The organism is Cellulomonas sp. P5_E12 (assembly GCF_054049315.1).
The window spans coordinates 60891-74105 of record NZ_JBFUMP010000011.1 but is presented as its reverse complement, the minus strand read 5'-3'; the positions used below and the strand labels follow the sequence as shown (position 1 = coordinate 74105).

The following is a 13215-nucleotide window of genomic DNA, read 5'->3' as shown; positions in this document are numbered from 1 at the left end:
ACGTGGACGCAGGCGCCATCGCCACCATCGTGGGGCTGCTCGGTGCCTGTCTCGTCGCTCTGGTGCTCGTTCTCGTGGCTCGCCGCGAGGCGGGCGTGCTGCGCGCCCGGGCCGAGCACGACGTCGCCTCGATCAAGGACGAGGCCCGGGCCATGCTGGCGGACGTCGAGCGACGCGAACGGCGGCTGACCGAGCGCGAGCAGCTGGTCGCGGCGGACCGCTCGGCGGTGGACGAGCTCGAGCGCCGCAGCCGGGTGGACGCCGACGCCGCGGCGGAGGCCCGCCGCGCGGGTGCGCGGGTCGTCGAGGAGGCCGAGCGCGCGGCGACCCAACAGGTGGCCGATGCCGAACGGTCCGCGCGTGCGGAGCTCGAGGCCGTCAGCGGCCTGACGGCCGACGACGCTCGCGCCGAGCTCACGCGGCGGATCGTGGCGGACGCCCAGAACAATGCGGCGGCCCAGGTGCGTCGCGCGGAGGCGCAGGCGCGCCGGACCGCGGAGGCGCGGGCGCGACGGATCGTCACGACGGCCGTGCAGCGGCTCGCGGTCCCGACCAGCTCGCAGTCGGCGCTCACCGTGCTGGCGCTGCCCTCGGACGAGATGAAGGGCCGGATCATCGGCAAGGAGGGCCGCAACATCCGGTCCTTCGAGGCGCTGACCGGCGTGAACGTGCTCATCGACGACCAGCCGGACGCCGTGGTGCTCTCGTGCTTCGACACCGAGCGCCGGGAGGTCGCCCAGGTCGCGCTCGAGGCGCTCATGGCCGACGGTCGGATCCATCCGCAGCGGATCGAGCAGGCGTACGCCGAGGCCCTGGCCGGGGCGGAAGAGCGGACCGACGCGGCGGGCCACGACGCCGCCGAGCGCGCGGGCGTGCGGGGACTGCACCCGACCCTGGTCCGGACGTTGGGTCGGCTGCGGCTCCGCACGTCCTACGGGCAGAACGTGCTCGAGCACCTGGTCGAGTCCGCCGTGCTCGCCGGCGCGATCGCCGCGGAGGTGGGTGCCGACGTCGAGGTCAGCCGGCGTGGGGCGTTCCTGCACGACCTCGGCAAGGCGCTGACAGCCGAGGTCCCGGGCACGCACGCGCTCGTCGGCGCCGACCTGGCGCGTCGCCACGGCGAGTCGGCGACCGTCGTCAACGCCATCGCTGCGCACCACGACGAGGTCCCCCCGGAGACCGTCGAGGCCGTGCTCGTGCAGGTGGCAGACGCCATCTCGGCCGCACGCCCCGGCGCGCGCCGTGAGGAGCTGGACCAGTACGTCGAGCGCATCGACAAGCTCGAGCAGCTCGTGGCCGCGCACGCCGGCGTGCGACGGGCGCTCGCCATGTCCGCGGGCCGGGAGGTCCGGGTGGTCGTCGAGCCGTCCGAGGTGGACGACTACGCCCTCCCGCAGCTCGCCGTGGCCATCGCCCGGCACATCGAGGCCGACCTCGCGTACCCGGGCGAGATCAAGGTGACCGTCGTCCGCGAGATGCGCGCGAGCGCGACGGCGGGCTGACCCTCAGTCCTTCCCCGTGGCGACCACGAGGCTCGGTGCCTCGGCCCGCGGTCGTCCGGCCGTGCGCTTGCCGACGCGCCCGGCGAGCAGGGACGCCAGCCGCGTGAGCGCGTAGTTGATGACGATGAAGATGAGCGCCGCGACGACCAGCGACTGCAGGATGTTCCCGTTCCCGGACCCGAACCGGCGGGCGGCGTCGAGGAGCTCCGGGTACGTGATGATGACGCCGAGCGCCGTGTCCTTGAGGATGACGACGAGCTGGCTCGCGATCGCGGGCAGCATCGCGATGAGGGCCTGCGGGACCTCGATCATCCGCAGCGACTGCCCGTCGCGCAGCCCGATCGCGAGGGCCGCCTCCCGCTGGCCGCGGGGCAGGCCGTGGACGCCGGAGCGCACCAGCTCGGCGAACACCGACCCGTTGTAGAAGGTGAGCCCCAGGACGACGGCGACCAGCGGCACGTCGGAGGGCTCCATGACCCTCATCTGGCCGAGCCCGAGATAGAAGAAGATCATCATCAGCAGCACGGGGACGGCGCGGAAGAACTCGACGATCGCGCCGCTGACCGTGCGCACGGCCCGCGACGGCGACAGCCGCCCGAGCCCGAACACGAAGCCGAACAGGGCGGACGTCACGATGGAGATCCCGGCGGCCTTGAGGGTGTCGCGCAGGCCGGGGAGGAGGTAGTTGGTCCACGGGTTGGCGGTGAGGAACGGCTTCCAGAGGGCCGGGTCGAGCTGACCCTTGGCGCCGAGCCGCGCGAGCACCCACACCCCGATCCCGGCCACGACCACGGTCGCGGCGAGGTTCACCCACACCATGCGGCGCCGGGCGACGGGCCCGGGGACGTCGAACAGGGTGCTCATCGGGCCACCGCCAGTCGTCGGGACAGCGCGGTGGTCGCCAGGCCGATCGGCACGACGATGATGACGAAGCCGAAGGCGAACGTGAGGAAGATCGCGACGATGACGTCCGGCCGGAACTCGATCATCGTCTTCATCAGGCCGGACGCCTCCGCGACGCCCGCCGCCGAGGCGACGGTCGAGTTCTTGGTGAGCGCGATCAGCACGTTGCCCAGCGGGGCCACGGAGCCGCGGAACGCCTGCGGCAGGATGATCAGCCGCGCTGCGGGCCAGAACGACAGCCCGATCGCCCGGGCCGCCTCTGCCTGACCGACGGGCACGGTGTTGACGCCGGAGCGCAGCGCCTCGCAGACGAACGCCGCGTGGTAGACGGCCAGCGCGAGGACGGCGAGGCGGAAGAAGTTCGTCTGGAAGTTGGTGGAGAGCGTGAACCCGAGCTGGCCCCACAGGCCCAGCACGCAGAAGACCATGATGATCGTCAGCGGCGTGTTGCGCAGCAGCGTGACGTAGGTCGACCCGGMCCAGCGCAGGCTCGGCACGGGGGAGATCCTCATGGTCGCCAGCACGGTGCCGAGGATCAGGGCGAGGATGCCCGCGAAGAACGTCAGCTGGATGTTGACCCAGAACGCGGCGGGCACGTCGAACTCGCTGAACAGCGACACGAACTGCTGGAGGAAGCCGTCGTCCACCGACGCTCCTTGCTCTCAGAGGTTCCGAGGGCCCGCGCGACCACCGCGCGGGCCCCCGGAGGACGGATCAGGCGCAGGCGGCGGGCGTCGGGGGGTTCAGACCCTCGTTCGCCTTGTAGCCCGAGGCGCCGACGTTCTTGTCGAGCAGCTTCTTCCAGGTGCCGTCGTCGATCATCTCGGTGATCGCGGCGTTGATGTCCTCGCACTTGTCGCTGTCCTTGGGGATGCCGACCCCGTAGTTCTCCTCCGAGAACGGGTTGCCGACGACCTTGACCTTGCCCTTGTTGGCGGGCACGGCGGCCAGGCCGGCCAGGATGATGTCGTCGGTGGTGACCGCGTCGACGGTCCCGGCGGTCAGGGCCGTGACGCACTCGGCGTACCCGGGCTGCTCGAGCAGGTTGGTGCCCGTGGCGTACTCGTCCTTGATGCGCTGCGCCGACGTGGACCCGGTGACGGAGCAGAGGTTCTTGCCCTCGAGGTCCGCGGGGCCCGTGATGGAGTCGTCGTCCGCGGCGACCAGGAGGTCCTGCCCGGCGACGAAGTACGGACCGGCGAAGGACACGACCTGCTTGCGCTTGTCGTTGATCGAGTAGGTCGCGAAGATCATGTCGACCTGGCCGTTCTGCAGCAGCGTCTCGCGCTGCGCCGACGGCGACTGGACCCACTCGATCTGGTCCTCGCCGTAGCCGAGCTTGCCCGCGACGTACTTCGCGACGTCGACGTCGAAGCCGGTGTACTCGCTGCCGTCCTGGTAGCCCAGGCCGGGCTGGTCGAACTTGATGCCGATCTTGACGGTCCCCTCGGCGCCGCCGCTGCTGCTGGCGGACGTGTCGCTGGTCGCGCCGGCGTCGTTGTCGTCGTCGCCGCTCGAACAGCCGGCCAGGCTGAGCGTGGCGGCGGCTGCGAGAGCCAGTACCAGTCGTCCTCGTCGCATGGTGTGTCCCCTTCGTGTGGTGTGCGGTGTCGGTTCGGTTCCTGTGTGGGGTTCTCGGGGTCTCAATGGGTGAGGATCTTGGACAGGAAGTCCCGTGCGCGGTCGCTCGCCGGGGCCGTGAAGAACGTCTCGGGGTCGGCCTCCTCGACGATCTGGCCGCCGTCCATGAACACGACGCGGTTCGCCGCCTTGCGGGCGAAGCCCATCTCGTGGGTGACGACGATCATCGTCATCCCGTCGTGCGCGAGGCCGACCATGACGTCGAGGACCTCGTTGATCATCTCGGGGTCGAGCGCCGACGTCGGCTCGTCGAAGAGCATGACCTTCGGCTGCATGGCCAGGGCACGCGCGATGGCGACCCGCTGCTGCTGACCGCCGGACAGCTGGGCGGGGAGCTTGTCGGCCTGGTCCCGGACGCCGACGCGGTCGAGGAGGTCGAGCGCGATCTCCCGGGCCTTCGCCGGCTTCACGCCCTTCGCCTTGACCTGGCCGAGCACGACGTTCTGCAGGACGGTCTTGTGCGCGAACAGGTTGAAGGACTGGAAGACCATGCCGACGTCGGCCCGCAGCCGGGCGAGCGCGCGTCCCTCCGCGGGCAGCGGCTGGCCGTCGAGCGAGATGGTGCCGGAGTCGATGGTCTCGAGGCGGTTGATCGTCCGGCACAGCGTGGACTTGCCGCTTCCGGACGGCCCGATGACGACGACGACCTCGCCGCGACGTACGGCGAGGTCGATGTGCTGGAGCACGTGCAGCGGGCCGAAGTGCTTGTCGACGCCGCGGAGCTCCACGAGGGCGTCGGACGTCGTGTCGGGCGGGGCGGGCGAGACGGCTGAGATGTCCACCATTGGATGAACCTACGGGGGGTTTGCCCGATCTGGCGAGCGTCGACGGTCACGGTTCGGCAACGTACCCGTCAAGCAAGACCCCAGGTGAGGGGCTCACGGCGGGCGGCCGTACCCTTGTCGGTGATGTCCACGACCCTGCCCTTCGCCCTGCCGTACGCCCCGTCGGCGACCCCGGAGGCGCGCACCTATCTGGTCAAGACCCTCGGCTGCCAGATGAACGTGCACGACTCCGAGCACATGGCGGGCATGCTCGAGCAGGCCGGATACGTCGCGGCCAGCCCCGCGGACGCGGCCGCGGAGGACGCCGACGTCATCGTGATCAACACGTGCGCGGTCCGGGAGAACGCGGCCGACAAGCTGTACGGGAACCTGGGCCGGCTCGCCGGCACCAAGCGCGCGCGCCCCGGCATGCAGATCGCCGTCGGCGGCTGCCTGGCACAGAAGGACCGCGCGGGCATCGTGGAGCGCGCGCCGTGGGTCGACGTCGTGTTCGGCACCCACAACCTCGACGTCCTGCCGACGCTGCTGGAGCGGGCCCGGCACAACGCCGAGGCACAGGTGGAGATCGAGGAGTCGCTGCAGGTCTTCCCCAGCACGCTGCCCACGCGGCGCGAGTCGGTCTACGCGGGCTGGGTGTCCATCAGCGTGGGGTGCAACAACACCTGCACGTTCTGCATCGTGCCGCACCTGCGCGGCAAGGAGCGCGACCGCCGGCCGGGGGAGATCCTGGCCGAGATCGAGGCGCTCGTCTCGCAGGGCGCCATCGAGGTCACGCTGCTCGGCCAGAACGTGAACTCCTACGGCGTCGGCTTCGGCGACCGTGGCGCGTTCGCCAAGCTGCTGCGCGCCGCCGGGGCGATCGAGGGGCTCGAGCGGCTGCGCTTCACGTCCCCGCACCCGGCGTCGTTCACCGACGACGTCATCGCGGCGATGGCGGAGACGCCCACGGTGATGCCGCAGCTGCACATGCCGCTGCAGTCCGGCTCCGACCGGGTCCTGCGCGCGATGCGCCGCTCGTACCGGTCGGACAAGTTCCTCGGCATCCTCGACCGCGTCCGGGCCGCCATGCCGGACGCGGCCATCACGACGGACATCATCGTCGGGTTCCCCGGGGAGACCGAGGAGGACTTCGCGGAGACGCTGCGCGTGGTCGAGGCGTCGCGGTTCTCGTCCGCCTTCACTTTCCAGTACTCGCCGCGCCCCGGCACGCCTGCGTTCGACCTGCCGGGCGAGATCCCCAAGGCCGTCGTACAGGAGCGCTACCTGCGCCTGACCGCCCTGCAGGACCGCATCTCGCACGAGGAGAACCTCGCGCAGGTGGGCCGGACGGTCGAGGTGCTCGTCTCCGAGGCCGACGGGCGCAAGGACGAGGCCACGCACCGCGTCACGGGGCGCGCGGCCGACAACCGCCTGGTGCACCTGGCGCTGCCCGGCGGGGACGCCGACGTGCCGCGCCCGGGCGACCTGGTGGCCGTGAGCGTCACGCGCGCCGCGCCGTACCACCTCGTGGCCGACTCCGCCCTGACCGGCGGCACCTTCGCGGTGCGTCGCACCGCGGCCGGCGACGCGTGGGAGCGCCGGCAGAGCGGCGACGACGAGCACAGCCACGGCGGAAGCGGTGACTCCTGCGGTACCGGCGGCCCGACCGGCCCGGTCGTGCTGGGCCTGCCGACGATCGGCCGGCGCTGACGGTCGGTTAGTTGTCGGGCACGTCCGGCGGCGGGGCGCCGTCGTGGGGGAGCACGGCCTCGAGCGACGAGAACATCTGGACGCCCGTGCCCAGCCCGCAGGCCAGCAGCTGCGCCAGCTGGGGGTCGGTGACCCCCGGCTCGAAGTCGGCCGACACCTCGGAGTAGAGGGCGAGGACGCCCTCCTCCTCGCGCAGGTACGCCTTGGGCCAGATCCGCTCGCGGTTCCAGTCGTTGACCGCCAGGGACGCGATCTCGCGCTGGTCGAGCGGCAGGCTGCGGTGCCAGCGCCCACGGACCTGCAGGATCTCCTGCTGCTCGCCCAGGAGCAGGAACCAGAACCGGCTCCCGTCCCACGTGCCGGTGAGGTCGCCGTCGTCGTCGATCACGAACCGGTAGCCGCGGCCCACCAGGTAGTCGGCGATGCGCTCGCGCGTGAGCGGACCCGGCGGCTCGTCGTCGGGCGTCGGACGCTTGGTGGGCTTGGGAAGCCCGCCGAGCACCCGCAGCAGCCATCCCGGGCCGCTCACGGAGCCACTCCCGCCGGGTCCGGGTACCGCTCGTCGAGGGCGTCGAAGAACATGCTGCCGGTGGACAGGCCGCAGAAAAGCATCTGGCTGAGCTGGGAGTCGGTCGCGCCGTGCTCGAGGTCGGTGGCGACCTCGGAGACGACGTGCACGCGCCCGTTGTCCCGCACCCGCACGTACGCCTTGGGCCAGATGCGGTCGGCGTTCCACTCGTTGCACACGTCGAGCACCTCCTCGAGGCGCTCGATGGCGACCTCGCGGTGCCACTGCCCGCGGACCTGGAGGATCTCGGACTTCTCACCGAAGAGGAAGAAGTAGAACAGGCGCCCGCGCCACAGCCCGCCCAGGTCTCCGTCGTTGTCCACGAAGTAGCTGAACTGGTTGTTGGTCATCCACGCCGCGATGCGTGCGGGGGTCACGTCCGTGGGCAGGTCCGTCGCGGGCTCCGCGACGCCGAGCTCGCGCGCGAGGAGCTCCGCCACCCGGTCGTGCAGCTCGTCGTCGTCGGCTACCGGCGCCGGGAGCCGGTCGGGTGCCTCAGGGCGCGGACGCCCCGAGAACCATCGCCGCGCACGTTCCCCGAACGACCCCATGCGCACGACAGTACCGGCGCTCGCCCACACACGGAGGCAGTCATCCGGGGGACGCCCGTGTCGCGTCGGCGTCGCGTAGGTTCACCGCATGCTCGTCCGCGCAGCCCTCGTCCCCGACACCGCCCTGCTCCTGCCCGGGGCCGCGGGATCCGCCGACGTCCTCGTCGGGCTGCGCTCGGCGGCGCTCGCTGCGGTGGCCGAGGTGGTGGCCTCCGGCGCCTGGACCGTCGTGGTCGTGGCGCCCGGACCGACGTCGCGGGAGCTCGTCGGCACGGTGCGGCCCTCGCTGGGTGCGGCAGGGATCCCGGACGACCTGCTCTGGTGGCCGACGACCGCCGTGCAGCTGCCCGGCGCCGGGGCGACGGCGCCGTCGGTGCCCAGCGCGGTGGCGCTGCACCTGCTCGCYCGGGCGCGTCCGGACGCGGCGCTGCGGGTCGTCGAGGTGACCGGTCGGGAGCGGGCCGACGACCTCGCCGCGCTCGGGTCCGCGCTCGTCGCCGACGGCCCGACCGGGCTGGTCGTCGTCGGCTCCGGGAGCGGTCGGCGCGGCCCGGACGCACCCCTGGCCGACGACCCGCGCGCCGTGGCCCACGACGCCCGTCTGCTCGAGGACCTGACCGACGCCGGCCCGGACGCCCGCGCKCGGCTCGCGCTCGACGACCCGGCCCTCKCCGACGAGCTCGCCGTCCGCGGCTGGGCCCCGTGGCAGGTGCTGCTCGGCGCGGTCGGCGCCGGCGACGCCGTCACCGGGAGACTGCTGGCGGCCAGCACCGAGCTCGGCGCCCAGCACGCCGTCCTCGTCTGGGAGCCCGTGCGGGACGCCGGGTAGGGTCTCGCTGTCCACCCCCTGACACCCGAGGTCCCGATGTCTGCCGACGCCCCCGAGCCCACCCTCCCGCCGCTCACCATCGACCGCGTGGCCGCGCGGCTCGACGCGCGCGGCTCGGTCTACGGCCGCGACGCCGACGGCGACCTGGTCGGCCGGTGGGACGGGCACCCGTTCTGGTTCATCACGATGGGCCGCGCCAAGGAGTACTTCCAGGTGCGCGGCCGCTGGGCGCGCCAGGTGCCGTCGAGCGAGTTCGGCAACGTCCTGCTGGGCGCCAACGCGTGGTCGGAGACCATGGTCTGGCCGAAGCTCTACGTCCGCATCGAGGCCGGCCAGGTGGCCGTCTACACCGAGCACACCGTCGACTACGAGCACGGCGTGAGCGACGCGCAGCTGGACCTGCACGTCACCGGCGGGATCGCCAGCGCTCTGCGCTTCTTCGCCGAGCTCGACGAGAAGTACCCGGACGCGGTCACCCCCCAGCCGACCCCGCCGCAGGCGCCGCCGCCGGTGTCGTACAGCGACCCGGCGCGGCCGACGATCGACTGACCACTGTGGACCTCTCGGTGAACCGGGTGGTCGCGCTCGTCGGCCCGACGGCGACCGGCAAGTCCGACCTCGGGCTCGCGCTCGCGCACGCCCTGGGCGGCGAGGTGGTCAACGCCGACGCGATGCAGCTCTACCGCGGCATGGACATCGGGACCGCCAAGCTCACGCCCGACGAGCGCGAGGGCGTCCCGCACCACCTCCTCGACGTGCTCGACGTGCACGAGGACGCGTCGGTCGCCGACTACCAGGCGCGTGCCCGCGCGGCCCTGCAGGACGTCGCGGCACGGGGCGCGCGGGCGGTGGCGGTGGGCGGCTCGGGGCTCTACGTCCGCGCGCTGCTCGACCACATGGACTTCCCCGGCACGGACCCTGAGATCCGCGCGCGCCTCGAGGCGAGGGTCGAGACCGAGGGGGCGCGGGCCCTGCACGCGGAGCTGGTCAGCAAGGACCCCGTCGCCGCCGAGGGCATCGGCCCCCGCAACGCCCGCCGCACCGTGCGCGCGCTCGAGGTCATCGAGATCACCGGGCGCCCCTATTCGGCGAGCCTGCCCCAGCACGTGTACGAGGTCCCGGCGGTCCAGATCGGGCTGGACTGCGACCGCGCGGTGCTCGACGAGCGCATCACCGCCCGCGTGGACCGCATGTGGGCGCGCGGCCTCGTCGGGGAGGTCGAGCACCTGCGCGCGCACGGCCTCGGCCGGACCGCCTCTCGTGCGGTCGGCTACGCCGAGGTGCTCGCGATGCTCGACGGGGAGCTGACAGCCGACGAGGCGCGGGCGGCGGTCGCCGCGGGCACCCGCCGTTTGGCGCGCAAGCAGATGGGCTGGTTCGGCCGCGACCCGCGGGTGCACTGGCTCGACTCCCGCGACCCGGACGTCGTCGCGCGCGCCCTCGCGCTCGTCGCTGCCGCCGACGCCGGCGACCTGGGACCGGCCACGGACGATCCCGCGCCACGACGTAGCCTGGGTTCATGACCGTCGTCGACACCCCGACGCTGCACGTGACCAAGGGTCACGGCACGCAGAACGACTTCGTGCTGCTCGACGACCGCGATGCCCGCGTCGACCTGTCGGCCACCCTGGTCCGGGAGCTCGCGGACCGACGGGCGGGCGTCGGCGGTGACGGCGTCATCCGGGTGGTCGCCGGCGAGCTCGTGCCCGAGGGCGTCGCCGCGCTGGCCGAGGAGCCGGCCGCACGCTGGTTCATGGACTACCGCAACAGCGACGGCTCGGTCGCGGAGATGTGCGGCAACGGGGTCCGGGTCTTCGCGGCCTACCTCGAGCGGCTCGGCCTGTGGGACTCCGCGGACGGCGAGCTGGCGCTGGGCACGCGCGCCGGAGTCCGCCGCGTGCGCAAGGTGCCGGTTCCCGAGGGCATCGGCGACGACGTCTGGTACGCGGTCGACATGGGGCGCTGGGACCTGCCGGGGGGGCTCGAGGCCGCGCGGGCCGGTGCCGACGCCGAGGTCGAGGTCGTCGGCCTCGAGGTCGCGCGCGCCGGACTGAGCGTGGACGTCGGCAACCCGCACGTCGTGCTGGCGCTCATGGACGAGGACGAGCTGACCGCTGCGGACCTCACGCACGCGCCCCTGGTCACGCCCGTGCCCCCGAACGGCACCAACGTCGAGCTGGTCGTCCCGCTCGGCGAGCAGCACGCGCCCGACGGCACTCTGGTCGGCCGGGTGCGGATGCGCGTGCACGAGCGCGGCGTGGGCGAGACACGGTCCTGCGGCACGGGGGCGTGCGCCGCGGCGCTCGCGGTCCGCACGTGGGCCGGGGTCGGGGCGCCGGACGTGTGGCTGGTCGACGTGCCCGGCGGCACGGTCCGGGTCAGCGTGCTGCCCGAGGGGCACGTCGAGCTCGCCGGTCCCGCGGTGCTCGTGGCGTCCGCCGACGTCGACCTGTCCGCGCTGACCGCCGGCCGATGACCACCCGCCTGACCCCGGACGACCTGGGCTCGCCGCTCGGCGAGCGTGCGACGGTCGTGCAGTTCTCCAGCACGTTCTGCGCGCCGTGCCGGTCCACGCGGTACGTCGTCGAGCGGGCCGTCGCGACGACACAGGGTGTGGCGTACGTCGACCTCGACGTGGCGGACCGCACCGCGCTCGGCGAGCGCCTGGACATCGACGTGACGCCCACTGTCCTCGTGCTCGACGCCCGCGGCGACGTGGTGCGGCGCGCCTCGGGCGTGCCGACGCTCGCTCAGGTGCGCAGCGCGCTCGACGCGGCGTCGTCGGTGGCGTCCTCCGCCTGACGCCGACCGCTGCCCACGCGCGGTCCGACCAGGGCCGCGCCGACGGCGAAGAGGGCGGCGACTGCCAGCGCGGTGGTGAAGGGCGCGTCGGGTCCGCGGTCGGCCGCGGCGCTGAAGGCCAGCCCCGTCAGCGCGAGCGCGAGCGCCGCGCCGATGGAGTCCGCGATCGAGAGCGCGGAGCTGTTGACGCCCTGGTTGCCCGGCGTCGAGTACGCCAGCACCAGGACGGTCAGACGCGTGTAGACGAGGCCCATCCCCGCACCGGCGAGCGTCCAGGAGGCGATCGCGACCGGCGCCGGGAGGTGGCCCGCCGCGACGGCGACGACGCCGGCGACCGCGACGGCGACCAGGACCGAGCCGACGACGACGGCCGTGCGATGCGGCAGCCGGTCCCCGAGGCGGCCCTGGAACCACGACGTGCCGGCCCACGCGACGCCGGCGAAGGTCAGCGCGATCCCGGCCGTCGTCGGCGAGAACGCGTACCTCTCCGTCAGCAGGTAGGGGAGGTAGACCTCCGCCCCGAGGAATGCCCCCGAGACCAGCCCACGCGTCGCGACGACGCTCGGCAGGCCCGGGGCCGCGCGCAGGGTGCCCGGCGGCACCACCCCGCGGAGCGCGACGAGGGCCGCGACGGCCGTACCGATCGCCACCAGCGCAGCCCACGGCAGCGGCACCTGGGCGGCCAGGTTGAGCCCGAGCACCGCTGCCGCGGCCAGGGCCGCCCACGCGACCCGCCCACGCGGCGCCGCGTCGCCGCGCGTTTCCGGTGGCCCGATCCTGCGCAGCGCCGGGACCAGCACCAGCGTCGTCGGCACCACGAGGAGCGCGACGCCGAGGAACACCCAGCGCCACCCGACGTGCTGCGCCACGGCGCCCGCCCCGGCGGGACCCACGAGCGAGGGCACGATCCACGCCGCCGCGAACCAGGCGAACACCCGCGGGTGCAGCAGCGCGGGGTACAGCCGTGCCACGACGACGTAGACCGCGACGGTCATCGCGCCACCGCCCAGCCCCTGGAGCAGGCGACCCGCAACCAGCACGCCCATGGTGGGCGCCGACCCCGCGACGAGGATGCCCACCGTGAACAGGCCGACGGCGACCAGAAGCGGGGTGCGCGGGCCGCTGCGGTCGCTCCACGGGCCGGCGAGCACCATCCCGACCACGCCGGTKGCCAGCGGTCCGGCGAACGCGAACGCGTACAACGAGGCGCCGTTCAGCGCGTTCGACACCGTCGGCATCACCGTGGTCACGGCCAGCGACTCGAACGCCACCATGAAGATGAGCGCGACCAGGCTCCAGGTGGTCGGGCGCAGCGACCGCCAGTCGTTCATCGGTCGCGCACGGCGAGCACCCGGAAGCCCTTGGCGCTCGCGGTCCGCTCGACGGCGACACCCAGCTCCGCCGCGATCCAGCGCTGGAGCGAGTCGGCACCGAGGTTCTTGCCGACGACCAGGTGCGCCTCGCCGCCCGGCGCGCGCCGACCGAGCCACAGCCTGAGCATCGCGTGCAGGGCGTCCTTCCCGACCCGGATCGGCGGGTTCGACCAGATGGTCGCGAAGATGACGTCCTCGGGGACGCGGTCGGGCGTGACCGCCCGGAGGTTGGTCACACCGAGCCGCTCGGCGTTGCGCCGGGTGAGGTCGAGGGCGCGCTCGTTGACGTCGACCGCCCAGACGCGCGCACCCGGGGACTGCAGCGCGAGCGTGAGCGCGATCGGACCCCAGCCGCAGCCGAGGTCCAGCAGGTCGCCCTCGGTCGGGGGCGCCGGGACGTGGTCCAGGAGCACCCGGGTGCCGAGGTCCACGTGGTCGGGGGAGAAGATGCCGCCGGCGGTCTCCACCTCGACGTCCCGCCCGGCGAGCCAGACGCGCAGGAGCCGTCGCTCGTCGGGCGAGGCGGGCTGGGCGGTGAAGTAGTGGTCGGGCTGGCTCACGCGCCGACGATA

At 73.4% G+C, this 13215-nt stretch carries 15 protein-coding genes; 7 read left to right on the top strand and 8 right to left on the bottom strand.

Features of this window, described 5'->3' with window-relative positions:
• Positions 1–2: 2 nt before the first annotated feature.
• Entirely contained in the window at positions 3–1502 is a 1500-nt protein-coding gene (gene rny / locus ACXJKA_RS11155) for a ribonuclease Y (protein WP_456825271.1), read from the top strand.
• Between the two features lie 3 nt (positions 1503–1505).
• Here the strand turns inward: rny and ACXJKA_RS11150 are convergent, their stop codons facing one another.
• The 4 genes from ACXJKA_RS11150 to ACXJKA_RS11135 all read right to left on the bottom strand — a co-directional run bounded on the left by ACXJKA_RS11150 (position 1506) and on the right by ACXJKA_RS11135 (position 4831).
• On the bottom strand, positions 1506–2366 hold the full coding sequence (locus ACXJKA_RS11150) for an amino acid ABC transporter permease (protein ID WP_456825270.1): 861 nt from the start codon (positions 2364–2366) through the stop codon (positions 1506–1508).
• Positions 2363–3052, bottom strand: a complete 690-nt coding sequence (locus ACXJKA_RS11145) for an amino acid ABC transporter permease (protein WP_456825269.1) — start codon at positions 3050–3052, stop codon at positions 2363–2365. Before ACXJKA_RS11145 ends, ACXJKA_RS11150 begins: the two co-directional genes overlap by 4 nt.
• Before the next feature lie 67 nt (positions 3053–3119).
• Positions 3120–3986, bottom strand: a complete 867-nt coding sequence (locus ACXJKA_RS11140) for a glutamate ABC transporter substrate-binding protein (RefSeq protein WP_456825268.1) — start codon at positions 3984–3986, stop codon at positions 3120–3122.
• A 62-nt stretch (positions 3987–4048) separates the two neighbouring features.
• Positions 4049–4831, bottom strand: coding sequence for an amino acid ABC transporter ATP-binding protein (locus tag ACXJKA_RS11135; protein WP_456825267.1), 783 nt, complete (start codon positions 4829–4831; stop codon positions 4049–4051).
• 123 nt (positions 4832–4954) lie between these two features.
• On the opposite strand from ACXJKA_RS11135, the gene miaB reads away from it, so the two are divergent.
• Positions 4955–6520 carry a tRNA (N6-isopentenyl adenosine(37)-C2)-methylthiotransferase MiaB gene (gene miaB, locus ACXJKA_RS11130; protein WP_456825266.1) on the top strand — a complete coding sequence of 522 codons (1566 nt, stop codon included), beginning with the start codon at positions 4955–4957 and terminating at the stop codon, positions 6518–6520.
• Between the two features lie 7 nt (positions 6521–6527).
• On the opposite strand, the gene ACXJKA_RS11125 is transcribed toward miaB, so the two are convergent.
• Positions 6528–7049 carry a YbjN domain-containing protein gene (locus ACXJKA_RS11125; protein ID WP_456825265.1) on the bottom strand — a complete coding sequence of 174 codons (522 nt, stop codon included), beginning with the start codon at positions 7047–7049 and terminating at the stop codon, positions 6528–6530.
• The gene (locus ACXJKA_RS11120) at positions 7046–7639 is read right to left on the bottom strand and encodes a YbjN domain-containing protein (protein WP_456825264.1); all 594 of its coding nucleotides are present in this window, start codon (positions 7637–7639) and stop codon (positions 7046–7048) included. Before ACXJKA_RS11120 ends, ACXJKA_RS11125 begins: the two co-directional genes overlap by 4 nt.
• Positions 7640–7727: 88 nt before the next feature.
• On the opposite strand from ACXJKA_RS11120, the gene ACXJKA_RS11115 reads away from it, so the two are divergent.
• The 5 genes from ACXJKA_RS11115 to ACXJKA_RS11095 are packed head-to-tail and all read left to right on the top strand — an operon-like array spanning position 7728 to position 11270.
• Positions 7728–8468 (top strand): hypothetical protein, encoded by a 741-nt coding sequence (locus ACXJKA_RS11115; RefSeq protein WP_456825263.1) that lies wholly within the window; start codon positions 7728–7730, stop codon positions 8466–8468.
• A 36-nt stretch (positions 8469–8504) separates the two neighbouring features.
• A complete protein-coding gene (locus ACXJKA_RS11110) occupies positions 8505–9017 on the top strand; it encodes a YbjN domain-containing protein (RefSeq protein WP_456825262.1) in 513 nt (170 codons plus the stop codon).
• A 5-nt stretch (positions 9018–9022) separates the two neighbouring features.
• Complete coding sequence (miaA, locus tag ACXJKA_RS11105; protein ID WP_456825261.1) at positions 9023–9991, top strand: tRNA (adenosine(37)-N6)-dimethylallyltransferase MiaA; 969 nt, start codon at positions 9023–9025, stop codon at positions 9989–9991.
• A complete protein-coding gene (gene dapF, locus ACXJKA_RS11100) occupies positions 9988–10944 on the top strand; it encodes a diaminopimelate epimerase (RefSeq protein WP_456825260.1) in 957 nt (318 codons plus the stop codon). Before miaA ends, dapF begins: the two co-directional genes overlap by 4 nt.
• A complete protein-coding gene (locus tag ACXJKA_RS11095) occupies positions 10941–11270 on the top strand; it encodes a thioredoxin family protein (protein ID WP_456825259.1) in 330 nt (109 codons plus the stop codon). Before dapF ends, ACXJKA_RS11095 begins: the two co-directional genes overlap by 4 nt.
• Here ACXJKA_RS11095 and ACXJKA_RS11090 read toward each other — a convergent pair.
• The gene (locus ACXJKA_RS11090; protein ID WP_456825258.1) at positions 11219–12601 is read right to left on the bottom strand and encodes an MFS transporter; all 1383 of its coding nucleotides are present in this window, start codon (positions 12599–12601) and stop codon (positions 11219–11221) included. The genes ACXJKA_RS11095 and ACXJKA_RS11090 overlap by 52 nt on opposite strands.
• On the bottom strand, positions 12598–13203 hold the full coding sequence (locus tag ACXJKA_RS11085) for a class I SAM-dependent methyltransferase (RefSeq protein WP_456825257.1): 606 nt from the start codon (positions 13201–13203) through the stop codon (positions 12598–12600). Before ACXJKA_RS11085 ends, ACXJKA_RS11090 begins: the two co-directional genes overlap by 4 nt.
• Between the last annotated feature and the right edge of the window lie 12 nt (positions 13204–13215).